The 17,711-nt window shown below is 58.8% G+C and carries 19 protein-coding genes and 1 pseudogene; 6 read left to right on the forward strand and 14 right to left on the reverse strand.

Translation table 11 applies throughout. The features are described from left to right. Window position 1 precedes the first annotated feature (1 nt). From X727_RS163175 to X727_RS163125, 10 genes are all read right to left on the reverse strand, one after another. Window positions 2–595 carry a hypothetical protein gene (locus X727_RS163175; RefSeq protein WP_023681011.1) on the reverse strand — a complete coding sequence of 198 codons (594 nt, stop codon included), beginning with the start codon at window positions 593–595 and terminating at the stop codon, window positions 2–4. Beyond that, window positions 592–1,179 carry a L,D-transpeptidase gene (locus X727_RS163170; RefSeq protein WP_023833460.1) on the reverse strand — a complete coding sequence of 196 codons (588 nt, stop codon included), beginning with the start codon at window positions 1,177–1,179 and terminating at the stop codon, window positions 592–594. Before X727_RS163170 ends, X727_RS163175 begins: the two co-directional genes overlap by 4 nt. Beyond that, the gene (locus tag X727_RS163165; protein ID WP_023833461.1) at window positions 1,160–2,326 is read right to left on the reverse strand and encodes an AAA family ATPase; all 1,167 of its coding nucleotides are present in this window, start codon (window positions 2,324–2,326) and stop codon (window positions 1,160–1,162) included. Before X727_RS163165 ends, X727_RS163170 begins: the two co-directional genes overlap by 20 nt. Next, a complete protein-coding gene (locus tag X727_RS163160; RefSeq protein WP_023744419.1) occupies window positions 2,323–2,958 on the reverse strand; it encodes a TadE/TadG family type IV pilus assembly protein in 636 nt (211 codons plus the stop codon). Before X727_RS163160 ends, X727_RS163165 begins: the two co-directional genes overlap by 4 nt. Next, complete coding sequence (locus tag X727_RS163155) at window positions 2,952–3,443, reverse strand: TadE/TadG family type IV pilus assembly protein (RefSeq protein ID WP_023833462.1); 492 nt, start codon at window positions 3,441–3,443, stop codon at window positions 2,952–2,954. Before X727_RS163155 ends, X727_RS163160 begins: the two co-directional genes overlap by 7 nt. Window positions 3,444–3,450: 7 nt before the next feature. Next, a complete protein-coding gene (locus X727_RS163150) occupies window positions 3,451–4,974 on the reverse strand; it encodes a pilus assembly protein TadG-related protein (protein ID WP_081726023.1) in 1,524 nt (507 codons plus the stop codon). A gap of 69 nt (window positions 4,975–5,043) precedes the next feature. After that, a complete protein-coding gene (locus X727_RS163145) occupies window positions 5,044–5,340 on the reverse strand; it encodes a hypothetical protein (protein WP_023744416.1) in 297 nt (98 codons plus the stop codon). Then, on the reverse strand, window positions 5,327–6,778 hold the full coding sequence (locus X727_RS163140) for a type II and III secretion system protein family protein (protein WP_023833463.1): 1,452 nt from the start codon (window positions 6,776–6,778) through the stop codon (window positions 5,327–5,329). Before X727_RS163140 ends, X727_RS163145 begins: the two co-directional genes overlap by 14 nt. A 324-nt stretch (window positions 6,779–7,102) precedes the next feature. Continuing rightward, window positions 7,103–7,945 (reverse strand): Flp pilus assembly protein CpaB, encoded by an 843-nt coding sequence (gene cpaB / locus X727_RS163130; protein ID WP_023833465.1) that lies wholly within the window; start codon window positions 7,943–7,945, stop codon window positions 7,103–7,105. Window positions 7,946–8,045: 100 nt separating this feature from the next. Then, window positions 8,046–8,267 (reverse strand): Flp family type IVb pilin, encoded by a 222-nt coding sequence (locus X727_RS163125; protein ID WP_023833466.1) that lies wholly within the window; start codon window positions 8,265–8,267, stop codon window positions 8,046–8,048. A gap of 531 nt (window positions 8,268–8,798) precedes the next feature. Here X727_RS163125 and X727_RS163120 point away from each other — a divergent pair. From X727_RS163120 to X727_RS163100, 5 genes are read left to right on the forward strand one after another with little or no spacing between them, the layout of a single operon-like run. Then, entirely contained in the window at window positions 8,799–10,187 is a 1,389-nt protein-coding gene (locus tag X727_RS163120) for a CpaF family protein (RefSeq protein WP_023833467.1), read from the forward strand. Next, window positions 10,187–11,158 carry a type II secretion system F family protein gene (locus tag X727_RS163115; RefSeq protein ID WP_023744411.1) on the forward strand — a complete coding sequence of 324 codons (972 nt, stop codon included), beginning with the start codon at window positions 10,187–10,189 and terminating at the stop codon, window positions 11,156–11,158. The genes X727_RS163120 and X727_RS163115 overlap by 1 nt, the downstream gene beginning before the upstream one ends. Window positions 11,159–11,204: 46 nt before the next feature. Continuing rightward, window positions 11,205–12,125, forward strand: a complete 921-nt coding sequence (locus tag X727_RS163110) for a type II secretion system F family protein (RefSeq protein ID WP_245265748.1) — start codon at window positions 11,205–11,207, stop codon at window positions 12,123–12,125. A 53-nt stretch (window positions 12,126–12,178) separates the two neighbouring features. After that, window positions 12,179–12,730, forward strand: coding sequence for a tetratricopeptide repeat protein (locus tag X727_RS163105; protein ID WP_023833468.1), 552 nt, complete (start codon window positions 12,179–12,181; stop codon window positions 12,728–12,730). Between the two features lies 1 nt (window position 12,731). Continuing rightward, on the forward strand, window positions 12,732–13,271 hold the full coding sequence (locus X727_RS163100) for a prepilin peptidase (protein WP_023744408.1): 540 nt from the start codon (window positions 12,732–12,734) through the stop codon (window positions 13,269–13,271). A 278-nt stretch (window positions 13,272–13,549) separates the two neighbouring features. Here X727_RS163100 and X727_RS1000000169520 read toward each other — a convergent pair. From X727_RS1000000169520 to X727_RS163090, 3 genes and pseudogenes are all read right to left on the reverse strand, one after another. Next, a pseudogene (locus X727_RS1000000169520) lies at window positions 13,550–13,751 on the reverse strand (helix-turn-helix domain-containing protein); the annotation flags it as partial. A gap of 936 nt (window positions 13,752–14,687) precedes the next feature. Next, window positions 14,688–15,188 carry a hypothetical protein gene (locus X727_RS1000000167695; protein ID WP_155923512.1) on the reverse strand — a complete coding sequence of 167 codons (501 nt, stop codon included), beginning with the start codon at window positions 15,186–15,188 and terminating at the stop codon, window positions 14,688–14,690. Window positions 15,189–15,357: 169 nt separating this feature from the next. Next, window positions 15,358–15,597, reverse strand: coding sequence for a hypothetical protein (locus tag X727_RS163090; protein WP_023706903.1), 240 nt, complete (start codon window positions 15,595–15,597; stop codon window positions 15,358–15,360). A 293-nt stretch (window positions 15,598–15,890) separates the two neighbouring features. On the opposite strand from X727_RS163090, the gene X727_RS163085 reads away from it, so the two are divergent. Beyond that, window positions 15,891–16,076, forward strand: coding sequence for a hypothetical protein (locus X727_RS163085; protein WP_023833470.1), 186 nt, complete (start codon window positions 15,891–15,893; stop codon window positions 16,074–16,076). A 194-nt stretch (window positions 16,077–16,270) separates the two neighbouring features. On the opposite strand, the gene X727_RS1000000165975 is transcribed toward X727_RS163085, so the two are convergent. Next, window positions 16,271–16,399 (reverse strand): DUF768 domain-containing protein, encoded by a 129-nt coding sequence (locus X727_RS1000000165975; RefSeq protein ID WP_023744403.1) that lies wholly within the window; start codon window positions 16,397–16,399, stop codon window positions 16,271–16,273. Window positions 16,400–17,711: the final 1,312 nt, after the last annotated feature.

The following is a 17,711-nucleotide window of genomic DNA, read 5'->3' on the forward strand; positions in this document are numbered from 1 at the left end:
GTTAGTTGATCTTCCGGTAGTAAACCTTGCCGTCGGCCTGCTCTATGCGCTGGTAGTCGGGGCTTGGGGCAGGCGCTGCAGCTGCAATCCTCCTTTTGGGCGGACGCGGTGTATCGACGACGCTGGGCTCGGTCGCGTCTTCACCATCGAGAACAGCAGGCGCCTCCGCCATGCTGCTGGTCGTGTCGACGGAAGGTTCCGCTGCGCTCGACGTGATTTCGTCATGGACAATAGGCTGGTTCTGTTCCAGCCGGGCTATGCTCCGGTTGATTTCGCCAAAGCTGCTCTGCAGTTGAGTGTCCAGTTTTTCAAATCGGCTCTGAAAACCGTTGTTGACCGTGTCCAGCCGGCCCCCGATTCGTTGTTCAAACGTCCCGAGTTGTTCCAGGCGCCCTTCCAGAAAGCGCATATCGCTGATGCCGCGGTAGAGATAGACTGCGGCTATTATGTTCACCAAGGTGAGCAGGGACGTGCCGATGATGACGGCGCCGACAATGCTTCTGTCGCTCGGTTTCACAACGGCAGCTTGCTCTCCAATGTGGGTTGCTGTCCCAATCTCGATTGCCGGCATGTCCGGTTCGCTGATCATCGTCATTGAACCACCACCTTTGCGCCGATCGCGACGCGCCTGAAGAGATCGATCACATCGGTGTTGGTAAGGCGAAAACACCCCGATGTTCCATCGAAGCCAACACCCTTGGGATCGTTGGTTCCGTGTATCCGATAGAGCGTGTCACGCCCGTTCCGAAGCAGATAGAGCGCCCTGGCGCCGAGTGGATTGTAAGGACCGGCAGGCACCATTTGCGGCAGGTCCGGCTGGCGGGCGCGCATTTCGCGGGGTGGGTGCCATTCCGGCCATTCGGTCTTCGCCCCCACCTTGACTACCCCGGTCCAGCCAAATCCGTCGCGTCCGACGCTGATCTGATAGCGAAGCGCCTGGCCTTGTCGGGTCACCAGATAAAGCGCTTTCTCGCCCTTGCGGATAACGATTGTTCCGGGCTGTTCGGTCGTCTCGAAGGCGACAGTCTTGCGCAGGCTGGGCCCCATTGCCGGCAGCGGCGGCCGATCCGAAAGTGCCGATCGCGCGCTGGCAAAATCCTGGACCGACATCGCCAGCGCCATGCCCATGGCGCAGACCAACCCAAGGACGATGCGATACCTATTTGGCAGCAGCGTCATCGAGCCGCTCTTTGAACATCCGCTTCAGGTCCTTGTTGAAGCGCGCACGCCCATCCACCTCGGCAGGCAGGATAGCACGGTTCAACGCATCGGTCAGAAGCGCATTGTCCAGCGCGACCGACTTGATGTGCGGCGCCTTGAAGATCTTTTCCAGCTCGCTGCGCGAAAAGTGGTTGCCGAACCATTTGCGCTTGTGCTTGTTGGCCACCAGCGTGATGCTGACAGCATTACCACGCAACTCACGGATCTTCTTGTAGAGCCGTTTGCCTTGCCGCAGCGAGGCGACGTTGAGTTCGAAGACGATGAAGATCTCATCGCTCGTCGACAGCACGGAATTGTGCCAAGGCGTCTCGATGTTCGGCAGGTCGATGACGATGTCGTCAAACCGGTAGGCGACGAGGTCCAGCAGCCGGAAGACAAAATCACTGCCCTGCGGTTCAAAAGGCAATTGCGGCCTCTCGAAGGAATAGAGCGTCAGCCCGGACGGGCGCGAGAGCTTGATGACATCCATCAGCTCGACGTCGAGCCTCTCCGGCTGGCCGATGATGCCGCCGAGGTCGAACTGGTTGAACTGGTTGAGATAGGCGCCGCAATTGGCGCTCTGGAAATCTAGGTCGACCAGACAAGTGGAAGCCGCCCGCTCTTTCGACTTCGATGACAGGAACTCGGCCGCCGAGAGAGCGAGCGTCGTCGCGCCGGCGCCGCCGCTCGCACTGATGAAGGTGATGATACGGCTTTTGGTTCCCTGGTTGCCGGTGTCGTGGAAGGTCACCGCATTGAGCAGTTCCTTGCCGTCGAGCGGCTTGTGCAGCCAGTCCGAAGCGTTCATGCGCACCAGCACACGCGTCTGCTCCGACGACAGTTCGTCCGAGACCGCGATCAGCGGCACGGTTGCCCAAAGGGCGCGCACTTCGACGATGCCCGGCCTGCCGAGCAACTCGCCATTGCCGAGGTCGAGGATGACGATGCCGGGGCGCGTGTCCGCGGGCGGACCCCTGAGGAAGTCGCCGGTCTCGGAAATCCTGATGTCGTAGATCGCCAGCGCGTCGAGCCGCGTCGCCACATCGCGCTTGAAATTCGCATCCGACGAGAACAGCGCCACCTGCTTTCGCTTAGTCGGTGTAACCTTGGTGTTGATGGCGTTCATGGTGTCCACGTGCTCTTCATGTCTTCGCCCGTGACCGTGCTCAGCATGGAGGGCATGGTGATGTTTCCGAATCCGAGCAGTCCGGCCAGGAAGAAGAATTGGAAGGGATGATTTTTGATGCTTACGGTGATCGTCGGCACCGGCCCGCTGGGCCGCGTCCAGTAGCCAAGGCCGGAGGCGGCGTATTCGATCCGCACCTCTGACTTTTCCAGCATCGGCAGAAAGTCATGCATTCCGGCACGGTTGGCGGTGCCGTCATAGATCGCGTCGAACGCGACCTGGCTCGCGTTGACGGGGTTGCACAAGCCGCCTCCGATACTGCAGCAAGCGACACCTGCTGTGCTCGCAGCGCAGACATAGTCATACGTGCCGGCCGGGACCGCGGTGCCGACCTTGGTGATATCGCTCTGCGTCAGCGTCTCAGATGGAAGCCCGATGGCGACAGGAGTAAAAATCTGCGCGAGTCTTGCGCCGGCTTGCACAGCTTTGTTTCCAGCGTTCCATTGGTAAAAGGCGTAGCCGAAATCGACGAAACCGAGCAGAAGCGTCAACAGCAATGGCAGGGCGATGGCCATTTCGACCATCGTAGCGCCAGACTGCTCAGCGCAGAACCTTCGGTCTTTCATCACCATCCGAAGACGCGCTCCTGATGCGATACTTTGATGTCGATGCTTCCAAAGCCCAGATAATCCCAGAACACCATGCCGTTGTATGGCAAAGTGGTGCTGACCAGCACAACATCAACGTTGGCGCTATTACTTAGATAAAGTATGTTGCCACTGCCATCGGTCGCAGGAGTGGATGTCTTGGTGATCAAAACTGTCGGTGGAAGCCAGCCAGCTACTCTTGCGCTGCCGCCAACGACCGCGCCATTGGCAGCAAGGTTTTGGGCCTGACCCTTGCAAGTAGTCTCCCAATCGCTACTGCAGCGCGCCATGTAGCGGGCTGCATCCTCAACGCCTGCTGCAAGGAGCAGGCGCGTGTTCAAAAGGTTGGAGAACTCGAACACACCGGCCGACAACAGCAAGACGAGTGGTACGGTGATCGCGACTTCCACCAAGGCGGCGCCCCTTTCGTCGCCTTGGAACCGCCGGATGATTTGGCCAAGCTTGGTCATGTCGGCTCTACCGATACAACTGGGCTTCATTGCGGAATGCTTTGTCGACAAGGGTGTTGTTGGCGAAGCCGCCATCGACGTCGACGATCTCCAGGCTGATAGGTTTTTCGGCGCCGGTACTTTCCGGATTGTCCTCGTCGTTGGGATTCACCTTCTGGATCGGGTTGTTTAGGAAGACGCTGGCATAGCCATCCGGCCGGACTGCGGTGTGCCCGTTCAGCTTCGCCTGGTTCGCCTTGCAATCGATGATGGCCATGTTCATCAGCCGGCGGCTCGGATCTGCCTTGGTGAGGTCTCCCTTGTAGCAGGAAGGCGTTCCCACTTCGTTTGAAGGCCCTTTCGACTTGTCGGCCACGATCCCGGCAGTGATTTCATACATGTAGACGTCATACCTGGACGCGGGAACGCTACGCTTGAGCGGGTCAGTCTTCGCCGGGAGGTTCGGATAGGCAGCGTTCTTGTGGTTGGCGGCCCAGTAGGCAGTCCAGAACGAATTCGCTGCGATCGGCAGCGTCATGCCCTTAGCCGAGTCATAGCCGCTGCCAACCGGCAGAGGCACTGCGGAACCATCTGTCGCGACATCAAACTTGTTGCAATTGCTGTTCTTGCTGGCTCCCTTGCGTACATTGCTCGCCGGGCGGTAGCCAAGGTCTTTGTTATTTTTCAAAGATCCCTGATAGAGATCGAAGCGGACGTTAAGGCCAGTGTTGACCTGTCCCAAGGTGACGCCGGTTTTGGATGTCAGCGAAGTGCGACTGTAGCAGGTACCTGCGGATCCCCTGGCCATTCCGTCCTGTACCGACGTCAAACCGTTGTCCAGCAGGCCAAAGTTGCCTGGGCCGGGGTTGCTGTCGACTTTGAGAATACGAAATTCACGGCTGTAAGTATCGCCCGATGCAAAGGCCTGTTGGATCGTCTTACTAGTCAACGGGTCGGACGTCTCGAACGGGTTGCACATGAAGATCGGCACGGTTTCGCAGATCGACTGAACGAACCCGGCCACGGCCTGTGGCTGGATATCGATGGTGTCCTTGCTGCCGATAAAGCTGGCGGGGAAGATCGTTTCAAAGGCACCGGCGCCATCGGCAAGTCCGGAAGCGTTCACCGTCACCAGGGAAAATGATACCGCCTTGGGATCGGTGCTTGCCCAGTTGACGCCATTCGCGTCAACGCCGTCGGCGCCCAATGCTATGCTGTCGCTCGCGGGTATACCGGTCAGGTAGGTAATGGTCACGTCAGACAAAGCAAGTGTGTGATCGCCTGACGTCGAAAACTTGGTCGTCTGGCTGGTCAGAAGGGTCGTTTTCGCCAGATTGGCCCGGGTGATCGAATCCGATTTGCCATCCAGCTCCGCGGCTGTCGCAAGCGCAAGCGCATCGACACCCTTCTGCAGATCGTTGTGAAGCCCGTTGGCCCGGCTCATATCGATGGCAAGCAACGCGAAGCCGATAAGCACCGGCAACATAATCGCCACCAGGATCATCGCTATGCCGCGTTGATCGTTCCAGAACGCCCTAATGGTCCCCAACATGACCCTACTCTCTGCTTCCTTGCACCAGGCCCCTCGCTCACCCGGCGCATTGCGACCGCATCCTTCTGTTCAATTCGCTCCGTTGTTCACCGCCCCGCCGACATTGACCGTGATCGCAGGCGGCGGCGGTGGTGGCGGCGGAAATTTGTAGCCCTGGGCAACAGCGGCAGCCCGCCTGCCGTCGCCTTCGATGTGTGTGTTCTTCGAGTTTGGGTTGAACGGATCGACCGTCTGCGCCAGCGAATTGTATTTCTGTGTGTCGCCGGCGGCCAGGGTCACCGAATCGTAATGGTTCAGATAGTCGGCGGCGCAGCTTGACAGCGCGCCGGCACACAAGAGGAGGATCAGGACGCTATTTCTTGACATAGAGCATCTTGTCCTTCGATTTGAAGTCCAGCATGTGGCCATAGGGTCCGGTCACGCCGTCGCCCGTTTCGTATTTGCGGATCATATCCTTGTTCACCTCCAGCTGACCGAGCACGAAGAATTCCGGATCGTTGGCCGGCCGTGTCTTGTCGAACGGGGTCGCCAGTTGTTCGCCGGGTTTCACCGGCCGCACGACGTGCGGCGTGACGATGACGACCAGTTCGGTCTCTTCCTTCTGGTTGCTCGAATTTCGGAACAGCGTCCCGATGACCGGCACCTGACCGAGCCATGGCACCTGGTTCTGCAGCTTGGTGGTCTTGCTGGACAACAGCCCGCCGACCGCGAAGCTCTGGCCGTCGCGCAATTCGACGACGGTATCAAGCTTGCGGTTGGTGAAGATCGGGTCGCCGGCGGTGGTGAAGCCGGTGAGGTCGCTCACTTCCGGCGCCAGCTTCATATGGATCTTGCCGTCGTCGAGTACGACCGGCGTGAACAGCAGATTGACGCCGAATTGCTTGTACGTGATGGTTATCTGGCCATCGGTGCCGATAACACGGATGGGCACTTCGCCGCCGGCATTGAAGCTGGCCGGCTCGCCCGAAAGCGTCGTAAGGTTGGGCTCAGCCAGCGTGCGTACCACACCCTTGGCCTCGAGTGCTTCGATAATCAGGTCCACCTTGATGTTGCTGTCGATAACCCGGGTGATCAAAGCCGCAAATGGATTGCTGCCCGACAAGAGGCCGCTGAGCAGATCGCCCGGGCCAAGCACCACGCCATCTTCGTCGGCGGCTGCAACACCCGTGCCTGTACGGGTTGTGCCGCTGCGATTCGTGCTCCTTATTGAAACACCAAGATCCCTACCGGCATTACGCTTGGCCTCAAGCACGCGAACCTCGAGATTGACCTGCTGGCTGTCGTCGACAATGACGGAATTTATAATGGCGTCGGGGCCATACTGCTGCGCCACCTCCAGGATTGACGCCAGCGTGGCTCCATCCTTGACGTGACCGCCGAGCCTGACCTTGCCGTTAATCGAGCCGATCTCGATNTCGATGCGCGCCCGAGGCGCCACCTGACGGATCGCCTGCGCCATGTCGCTGACGTCGACACCGACTTCGATCTGGATGACGCCGAGCGAGCGCTTTTCCGGAGAGAAAAGATTGACGGTGGTGGTGCCGGCGCCTTTGCCGATGACATAAAGCGTCCGGTCGGTCATGGGCTGGGCATCGGCGATCTTCTCGTCGCCGACAACGATGTCGCCGAGATTGGCGCTCACCTGGAGCGTCACCGACTGTGACATCGGCAGGAAGATGCGATGGACGCTCGGGTTCGATACGTCGATGAACCGGTCGGCTGCTTCAGCCGCCGCAATCGACGTCAGCAGCGCAGCCAAACAGCACAGCGCGGCCGCCACTACCCTCATCCAAAACCCCTGCATACCCGTCTCCCAAACTGCTGCCGCCGGCAGCCCCGCTTCGCCGCGTCCCTTTATGGTTGTCGCGGCACATCATAGGATTCGAGCTTCACGCCGCGAAATACGCCCACTGTAACATTTTTCGGCGGTGCCGGCTCCAAATACTTGATAACTTCCTTGACGACTTCTTTTGATGCGGGTGCCGTCACTACGGCCGGAACCGGCTTGACTTTGCTCAACTGGTCGAGTTGGTTTCCCACCCTGTCCACGGCCTTTTCCAATCCGGCGATCTTGTCATCCGCGCGCTGGCGTTCGGCGGCGGCCGCGGCGTCGGCAGCGGCCTGTTTGTCAAGTTCGGCCTGCCTCTTCGCGACATCGTCCGGCGTCTCGCCGTTCAGATCGGAAAGCGTGACGCGTTCGGTCNTCAAGTTCGGCCTGCCTCTTCGCGACATCGTCCGGCGTCTCGCCGTTCAGATCGGAAAGCGTGACGCGTTCGGTCGCCTCGCCCTTGTTGGCGGCTGCCTGGCGCAGTGCAAGAGACAACTGCCCCGCACCGGCGGCCAGCGTCAGTCTCTGCGCGTCCTTTGTGGTGGCTTCGAGTGTCACCGACTTAACCACCGTCGGGTTGTCCTTGCTCACGTCAGCGACCTGGTCTACGGCGAGCACCTTCATGCTCTGCAGCAGAACGTCGACAAAACTCTTGTCCATGCCGTCATCGCCGCGCACCGAGCGCGTCAGCAGCACATCAACCCGGTCACCCGGGAAGACGAAGCCGGCGACGCCAAGCACGTCGTTGACGCGGATGGATACGGCCTTCATGCCTTCACCCAGCACCGCCGAAAGTGTGGCGCGCTGGCCTGGACCGGTGATCTTGGTGGCGAGCACCGGCTCGTTGGCGCTGATAGCCTGCAGCGCCTGCCTTGCGCCGTTGCCGGCCATCGCGTCCTTGGTGGTCTTGAACGCGCCTGCTGGTATTGCGCCGGCCGGCCACGGGATCTCGCGCAGCTTGTCCGCATCCAGCGTGTCGCCGAATTTCAGCGGCATTGCCGCAACGACGACCGTACTGGTCTGTGCTCCATTGGATTGCGCCATCGCAGTGCGCTGGCTCGCCAGCCAAAAATTGGCAAGCACAACCGCAAGTACGCCGAACACGCCGGCGAGGACAATCATGATAAGAGTATTGGCGCGCATCTCTCCACCCCAAAATCGCCCCCCAGGACGATGCTAGTTTCTTCCTGATGCAGAAAAAACCCGGGTCGAGATCGATCCCGACCCGGGAGTTCACTTCATATCACGGCGTGCAATCGCCACCAGTGGCGCCGGTAGCCGTGACGCCCTTGCCGTCGAGATTGGCGCAAAGGCCTGTAAACTGATCACCGACCCAGCCGCCGATGGCCAGGATCGCCAGCAGCGAGGCCGCAGCGATAATGCCGACCAAGATAGAATATTCGACCATAGCAGCGCCGTTTTCGTCGTCGCGGAACTGCCGGGTCATCGTCATGAGCTTCTTCATGTCAATTTCTCCCCTTGGAGGTTTGAACCCGACGAGACAGAGCCAAGGATGAACTCCATACCCAAGCATCCCCCGTCACCTCAATCCTAAGGCTCGCGAAAAAGCAGAGTCAAACGGGATTAACAATTCCTTAACCTTCCAATACCTATGCTCGCGAGTTCAAGGGCGACTTGAATCCTTACAAGAGCTTGATTCTGCTGATTTTTCAACCCTCCTTAACCATTCGTTCACAATTTGGCCGCAGCCAAGGCAGAACGATAGAAATATTAGCATACCTGCATATTCCTTTATATCTAAGGGTTTACGGAGATTTTTCACCCAGCATCTCATTTGTTGCGGCATGAAAGGTTCCGTGAGGTGGAAGTTGGGGTAGAGGGTTAAGCGGGCGGATCGAAATAAAACGATATTTTTCTGGCGTCCTCCTTAACTATGTTGAAAGCATTGGCCTCACGTGAGCCCCTCCAGCGCTTGTGCCTCGCTTGGTTAACGTTTAGTTTCCGCTAATAAGGGGCTAGCGGGGTATAAGGGATTATGCTGGGGCGGTTTATCAAGGGACCAAGCGAGCAGCAGGTCGCGACAAGAGCCGAGCAGCCGGCGGTGCTGCCTGTCGCTCCGGCCCTTTCGCCGACCGCTGATATTGAATCGCGCGGCGACGATTTCCTGACGCTCAAGGTCGAGCTTCATCGCCACCTGATCGATCGCTTCAATCTGACCGCCCTTGAAAATGCCTCCAAGGATGAAATCCTCAATGAGATCCGGCCGATCGTGCGTGAGTTCGTTCGCGGTCGAAACGTGCCGCTGAATGCCCGCGAGCTCGATCAACTGACCATCGACACGGCCGACGAGATGCTGGGGCTCGGTCCGATCGAGCCGCTGCTCAAGGACGATTCCATCACGGATATAATGATCAATACACACAAGCGTGTCTTCATCGAGCGGCGCGGCATGATCGAAGAGACGGCAATCCGATTTCGTGACGAGGCGCATCTGCTGCGCGTCATCAACAAGATCGTCTCCAATATCGGCCGCCGGGTCGATGAATCGTCGCCAATGGTTGACGCGCGCCTGGACGACGGCTCGCGCGTCAACATCGCGGTGCGGCCGATCTCGGTAGACGGTCCGCTGGTTTCAATCCGCAAATTCTCGAAGAATCCGTATTCGCTCGAACGACTGATGACGCTCAATTCAATCAAGCAGCCGATGATCGATCTGCTGCGGATTGCCGTTCAGGCGCGCAAGTCGATTCTGGTTTCGGGTGGCACCGGCAGCGGCAAGACGACGTTGCTTAACGCGCTGTCGAGCTACATTCCTTCCAGGGAACGCCTGATCACCATCGAGGACGCGGCGGAACTGCAATTGCAGCAACCGCATGTCGGGCGACTGGAAACCCGCCCGCCCAGTGTCGAGGGCAAGGGCGAGGTGCGCCAGCGCGAATTGGTCAAGAACGCGCTGCGCATGCGGCCCGATCGCATCATCGTCGGCGAGGTTCGTGGCGAGGAGGCCTTCGACATGCTGCAGGCGATGAACACCGGCCATGAAGGGTCGATGACCACTATTCACGCAAACACCCCGCGCGACGCGATATCGCGTCTGGAGCAGATGGTCGGCATGGCCGGCATGCCGATGACGCACGATTCCATTCGAGCGCAGATTGCTTCGGCCATCGACATTATCGTGCAGACGCAACGGCTCGCCGATGGAGGCAGGCGCGTAACGTCGATTTCCGAGATTACCGGCATGGAAGGCAATATCGTGCAGCTGCAGGAAATCTATCAATTCGTCCGCCGCGAGGTCGCGGCCGATGGCAAGATCATAGGTGATTTTCGCGCCACTGGCGTCCGGCCCCGGTTTGCAGCGGAAGCAGCGACGCTCGGCCATCATTTCACCAAGGACGCCTTCAATCCGCAGGTCGCCCTCTGATGCTGACCGGTCAGGGGCTGCTTTACTTCATCTATGTGCTTGCGGCGGCGTCGGTCATTCTCGCCGGCGAGGCTCTGTATCTTTCCTTTGCCGGTCGCCGTGCGGCAGCCGGGGCGATCAATCGTCGGTTGAAGAGATTGTCAGATGAAATTCCGGCTGAGCGGACTTTGCAAAACTTGCTGCGCGAGCGGGGACTGACGGAATCGGGGGACTTTCTTTTTGGCCTGGTAGGGCTGAATAGGCTCTATACCCAGTCCGGCATTACCGGAAATCCGCTGACATTCGGCGGGATGTTCGTCTGCGCTTCCTTGGCATTGGCGCTGCTGCTGTCATTCGTCTTGGGAAAGTCGTTCTTGCTCGCACTCGTCGTTTTTCTTGTTGTCGGGTTTGCGCTGCCCCTTCTCGTGCTTCGCCGGGCCCGCAGCAAGCGAATCCAGAAATTTGCGAAGCAACTCCCGAATGCACTCGACATGATCGTACGCTCGCTGCGCGCTGGACATCCGGCCTCAGTGGCAATTGGCCTTGTGGCGCGGGAAATGCCCGACCCCCTGGGAACCGAATTCGGAATCGTGTCCGACGAGATCACCTTTGGGCTCAGCATGGAACAGGCCGTGCGAAAACTGTCTCAGCGGGTAGGATTCGAGGGCCTCCACCTGCTTTCGATAGCGCTGTCAATTCAATCCAAGACCGGCGGCAATCTCACCGAAATACTGGCAAATCTCTCATCCGTGCTGCGTGAACGGCAAAAACTACGGATGAAAATCAGAGCGCTTTCGTCCGAGGGGCGAGTCTCGGCCTGGATCATCTCATTGTTTCCAATTGTGATGTTCTTGATCCTTCAGGTTACGGCTCCGTCTTATTATGGCAAAGTATGGCACGACCCGCTGATTGTCCCTGTTTTTGTTGGGTTTGGAGTGTGGGCCCTGTTGGGCGACTTCATCATGTATCGAATGGTCAATTTCGACTTCTGAGGAGCGAGCCATTAACCTGCTTTCCAACCCCAGCGACTTGGGCTTCATGGTCTCCATCGCGGTTTTCGTGGCGGCGGTGGCGCTTTTCCTGTTTGGCGCGCTTGTCTTCTTGCCGGCCCTGCAGACGCGAAAACTGGTCACGCAAAGCCTTGTAGGCGAAGGTGTGGTCGACGCCCGCTCGCTCGCGGGTCAGGAAGAACTGGCCAGGATTGCGGCGCAGCGACCTGTCGACGCATATTTTCGAACAATGGAAAAGGAGCGGCAGGAGCCCAGCGCGCTTGAAGCGAAGCTGTTTCGCGCCGGCTTCTATCAAGCGAGCGCTCCGTTGCTTTATACCCTGTCGCGGCTCGGCGCCGTGTGTGTCGGATTTTTGGCTGCCTACGCAATCCTGCCCCGGGTGTTGCCACCGCATTTACCCGGTTTCGTGGCTCTAGCCGGCTCCGCCTTGTTGGGGCTGGGGTGCATAGTGATCCCAGCCATTCTGCTCGATCGCTTCGAGAATGCTCAGAAGGAAACCTATCGTCGCGGGTTTCCAGATTTCATGGACATGATGATCACCTGCGCGGACGCCGGCATGAGCTTGGAAGCAGGGGTCGAGCGGGTCGGCGCGGAACTTGCCGCCACGCACAAATGGCTGGGTATTCAGTTGTCGATCATGAATCTGCAGCTGCGCGCCGGCAAGCCGTTGCGGGATGCGCTGCGCGAGCTCGCGGAACGCATCGGGCTTGAAGAGGCACGGGCTCTAGCCGTGCTGTTTAGGCAATCGGAAGAGCTTGGCACAAGCCTGACGGAGGCGCTGCGCGTCTACAGTGACGAAATGCGAGGCCAGAGAATCCTGACGGCAGAGGAGAAGGCCAACTCCTTGCCCGTCAAAATGATGATTCCGTTAGGGTTGTGCATCTTTCCTGTCGTGCTGATGGTCATCATGCTGCCGGTGATCATTCGCATGAAGGGCATTTTCTTCTAGTTGCGCATATGCTTTGGTCCTAATATGGGTCGGGGGACTCACGGGGAGATTGTATGAAAAGGCCAATTGCAGTCGTGGCCTGCCTGTTCATGGCGGCACTCGTCGGCTGCCAGACGAACGGGGCGGTCACCACCGACGGTGTCGTTCGCACCAACGAGCCTTCAAAAGGCGATGTGACATCGTTTGGTGATGCGTTCGACGGACTGAAGACTGTCGGTGACGTCGAATATTATGCCTCGGACCAGGCCGTTGCCGAGGCCAAGAACCAGTTCCGGGCGGAAAATTACGGCAATGCCGGAGCGCTGTTCTACAAGGCGACGCAACTGGCACCCAACGATGGTGGCGCATGGATGGGCCTGGCCGCCTGCAGCGACCGCATCCGCCGCTTCGACCTCGCCGACCGAGCCTACGCCCGAGCCTTCAAACTGGTTGGCGCGTCGCCCGAATATTACAACAATGTCGGCTATTCCTACCTGCTGCGCGGCAAGCTGCAGGACGCACGTGCGAATTTCCTCAAGGCCTATGAACTGGCGCCCAACGATCCGACCGTGGTCAACAATCTGAAGCTTCTGTCGTCCAGTGTGAAGAACGTCGAGCGGCAGTAGCATGCTGTTTTTTGGATCGGTACTGCTCAAGGCGCTCACCGTCCCGCTGCTCGCAAGAGTCGCCTGGCTCGATTTTACTACCCAGAAGATAGCCAATCGCGATGTACTGCTGCTGCTTGGCCTGGGCTTGGGGTCGCTTGCGCTTTTCTCGCTCTATTCGAGATCATGGTTTGGAATGGGGCTGAGCGCGGTTGCCGGGCTTCTGCTTTTTGTCATGCTTTTCCCGTTCTGGGGCCTGCGAAAGATCGGCGCCGGCGACGTCAAGCTGATGGCGGTTACGCCGTTCCTGATCGGCGGCGGCAATCTCGCCATGTTTTCAGTGTTGTTGCTGATCCTCGCCCTCGCCACCGCGGCGATCGTGAGAAACCCGCTTATGCTGCCGGCAGGCGCCTTCCGGCTCTTTGTCCAGCACTTGGACCGCAAGGGCGTCGTGCCGTTTGGCGTGCCGATTTCGGTCGCGGCAATCTGCACGATCGCGTTTGTGATCTACAAAAGTCTGGTGCTGGCGAGCAGCTCCGGAATCCTGGATCAGCTTAATTGAACCTCGGCAGTCCGCTCTGCTGCACGAAGCGCGCGCCGACGTAACCTTTGCTTAATGCCGAACTGGCAGTCTATCTGTCTATTGAGGGTGGGCTATGATACAGGATTACCGGTCGACAGTAGCCTGGTTGGCGGCTGGATTGATTGTTGGTGCCGTGGCGTTCCCGTTTGCGGCTGTTGTCAACAGACCGGCGACACTAACAATTATCAGCGCCGAACCGCCACCGCTCCCAATCATCAAAAAGACGTTCGTCCGAAAATGGCGCCGTACATAGGCGATCACTGGTGCCTGTCCCCAATACCGCGTACCGTCTGCAGCCAGACCGGATTGGACGGATCGCGCTCGATCTTGCGGCGCAGGCGGTTGATCTGGACGTCGATGGTGCGCTCGCCGACTTCCGAATCGTCACCGGCGAGTTCATAACGCGGCAATGGTTTCGCCGACCCGTGCGGCGAAGACCGCCAGGATCTCTTGCTAGCGGCCGCGCGCCCGCCGCCCCGCCTCAGTTCGCGCCTGCACAGCGTGCCATGCGTTCCCCAGCGCTCCTAACGACATTGGCACGATCATCGAAGGTTGCTTTAATGGCAGGTTCCAGATCGAAAAAAGGAAGAGAAGAAGAATCTGTGCGCTTTCTGCACACAGTCTCCCAAACTATCTGCTTTTGCAGGAGTCGCCTGGTGATGATCTGCCTCGGGAGCCGGCGATCGGCGCGGAGGCGACCATTCCTGGCAAAAAAATTTCCGGCTTCGCATGACCTTCCGCCGCAACACGGACAAGACGCTGCCGGCAAGGGGCTGAGCAATAAAAAGCCCGCCACCGTGAGGCAGCGGGTTCTCTTTCGGAAATGATGAGCTGCCTTTTACGGCCGGCCTTCATCGGGCGGGGTTGCGGATGCCTCTGGCCGGACATTCGACGTCATTGAAGCGAGGCACTCCTCCAGACGTTCCAGCCGCGCCTTCTGGCATCGCAGTGTGTGCGCGACGTCATGCAGCCTGGATTTACCCTGAGAGTTGGCGGCAGCGATCAAGTCTATTTGGAGCCGACTGATCTCGCTCCGCAGATCGCGAGCGTCAGCTTCCATCAGACCCCTGATCCATCCAGCCCCGCGCATTCCAGCACACCATCCACCGAGACCTGCGTCGCACGATAGCAGCGAGTTTGCTAACAACCATGCCATGAACCTTCTCGAATTTTATGCATTGCTAATATATAAAAAGCCCGCCACCGTCAGGCATCCGGGCAGTTTTTGCCCCGTCGGATCGGACTGTGAGGTTTGTCACAGACGCATCGACGTATCGGCGTAGGCTACGTGCAGTTTCCTGCAGGGGTAAAGGGAGTGGTCCCGATGCTTGTGAACCTTCCTATGCTTGTGAATCTTCCTCTTGTCGCAGTTGGTCCCCTTGCCGATTGGGTCCGTCATCGAGCCGAGCAGAACGCGCTGTTGAAGGCAACGGACGAGTTGAGCGCGTCACCAGACGACATGCTCAGCGACATCGGGATTTCCCGTGACGACATCACGACGTTTGCGTTCCGCAGCCCGGCGTCGAGACGTTGGGGCTGAGCAACAAAAAAGCCCGCCACCGTGAGGCTGCGAGCCAAATTATTCGAGAAGCAAACTGGATCGTTCCAGGTTCTGTAGCGCGGGAAGCGCGGCCGGTAGCCGAACACCCGGCCGAGGATGCGAATGCAAGAAGATGGCCCTCGTCCGCACACCAGGGAATCGAGAAGGAACGTCTCGTGCAGACTTCCCTTGGCGGCAAAGCGGCCCCCATAGCCTCGCCCGTGATTGTTGCACCAGCTCATGGTTTGCGGATGACCGCCTCCAAACATGGCGACCACAACGCACCCGTCCTCCAGTTCCGCGTCTGGATCAATGATAGGGCTTTCAGCCCGAAGCTCGGGGTAGGTGTCTGTCACCGCAAACACGTTGTAGGCCCACTTGCTGGCGGCACTGCGAGGCAAAACTGCTGCCCCAGGGTNAGGTGTCTGTCACCGCAAACACGTTGTAGGCCCACTTGCTGGCGGCACTGCGAGGCAAAACTGCTGCCCCAGGGTCACGTGACCGTGCCGAGACGATCGCGGGCTATCAGATGCCGTCGACGTTCTCTTGAGCCGCGACCGAAATTCGACTAGTCGAGTCAGCCGCTTCCGATGATCGCCAGTATATCAAGCAAACGACCAGCCCGGCGTACCCGACTTGCAGAACGATCAGCGCAAGGACCGCACAGCCGAGCGCGGTCCAAATTGAACCGGCTTCGATGTAGGTCCAGATCGCCACAATGATCGCAGTGGCAGACATGCCGACCAGGAACTGTGGAAAATACATTCCTCACGCATTTCATTAATTTAGCGATTGCACAATTAGCCGATTCTAAAATATCGCTGCAGCATGATGTCGCATCGGCTAGCACTACCCATCCACAGAAATGGTCGCTGCAGTCTTTGGGTGTGGGGCCGCACCGGCCACCGCGCGCGAAGATAGAGCCCCCGCGCTGCCTAGATATAGTCATATCAGCAATCACGCCATTAACCATGTAGGCGCTCCCAAGCCAAAACTCAGGGAATCCCTCTTGAAGGCTCAAACGAGAGGACAAGCTAATACCGTTGAGAGTCGCGGGCATGGACGACGGTATGGGCGAGCATCTTGGGGTTTTCGACCTTGACGCTTTGCGCAAGGCTTTCCTCGAGTTCGTAGAAGAGCATAAAACCACGGATCATCCTGAGTGGGGCGAACTCGCCAAGCTGTTCCTCGAAAATCAACGAGAGCGGCACCAAGAACCGGACCCTGCCCAGCCGGAGGGGTGAACGCACTAGCGCTGTGTGACCGGACCGGCGCAGAAGCCATGACCAGAACAAACCGGGGATTCACGGATTCGCGGTGTCGATCTACATTTGCTCTGAGATGGCATTGGCGTGGCGCTGGCCGGTTAGGTAAGCGAGCCCCTTGTCAGGCAGTCCGGCATGTAGGACATGACCGGCACGTCGGGGAAGCCTCAGGCTCAGTCCACCCTTTCGGCGACACGACGATTCACTTCGATAATCAATTCGAAGACGCTTTCAAGCTCGCCGTTGATCTCGTCGGCAGGAATCCCGGCCTTCTCGGCAGCTGTCATCAACTGGTCTTTCAAGTCGCCAACCGAGATGGGGTCTCCCCGCGCCACAATGGGCAGTTGTTGGCTACCCACTTATCGAGAAACCTCAGGCCACGGACGCTCATTTGTTAGCAACCTCTCATCCTTGACACTGCACCCGCCCGCGGCCGGGTGACACCCGATCGCATAAGCGTGACGATTCCCTCCTATGACTTCCCGCATGCGGTTGTCGATTCGACTTCGAAGGCCGTGATCGGCCAGATATGGAATTAGTCGGCCCGGTCACGCGCATCGGCGACAAGGTAACCGTCAGCCTGCGGCCACTGGTGACTGTCGACGCCGAGCACGTGCGCGTTGTTGAGAGCCATGTGGGGTCGCCACGGCGAAAAAAGCCGATTGTTAACAAAGCCTAACGGCGCTGCTTGAGGAGATCAAAGGCCTCGTCGCAGGGGCAGCCGCCGGAAAGAATGGGATTCGGGCCGCTTTGGATTATAATGCGGTTCCCGAGCCAGCACGGCGACAAGTACCGAGCAGTCGAGTTCCTCGTTGAACGAAAAGTGCGGGTCGGCCTCTGGCAAGATCTGAGCCAAGCGTAGCGATTTCAACCTGGCTGTCTTGGCGGCACGTTCTGTGCATTCAACCTCATTGATCGCTTTCGCGGACCGCACTGCACCTCGGCGTTCTCCCAGCCAACACATTTCCTGGTAGCCTCATTCTCACCTCCCCCCAACGCAAATTTCTACATTCGGATGAACCATGTCGCCCTTCATTCTGATGAAGCCCAAGCTGAAGCAGCGGACCAGATGGCCCGCGATTGTGGGCTCGCACCGCCCGGCGAGGTGACGCGAGCCCGGCCGAGTCTTGCGGGACCCTGGACAGGGACAGCACCGAGTGGCTGGTGTCGGCGCTCCTCGAGTTCCTCATGGAAGGCAAACACCCAGAAACACCAAAGATGACTGTTGAACCGGCCGCTGGCGCCGCCAGAGGCCGCGACCAAGTTCTAACCGCCATTTTTGAAGGCATAGCAGCAGCCTATCAAGCCAACGCTCTATGAAAACAATGATCCTTTGGACAATTGCGCGACCTTTGCAGAGACGGCACTAGCGTCGCTGGAGTCGACTGGCTTCAGAGTGGTGCGTTAAGCCACCTTTGCTGCCTGCACGGTTTCGGGTGAACCGTGCAGGTTGCCCAATGGGGCGACAGTGGAACAAACTGAGGATTCACATTCCCGGAGTTCCGATTTGGAATCATTCCATGGAAACGGTGTTCGATGATATCGCCAATGCCCTCAGAGAGCCCCGCTCAGACGTGTGGCGCCCAGTCCGCGCCTTCGCCCTCGATCTTGCCG

It is taken from the genome of Mesorhizobium sp. L103C105A0 (assembly GCF_000502215.1).
In the GTDB taxonomy this organism is placed as follows: domain Bacteria; phylum Pseudomonadota; class Alphaproteobacteria; order Rhizobiales; family Rhizobiaceae; genus Mesorhizobium.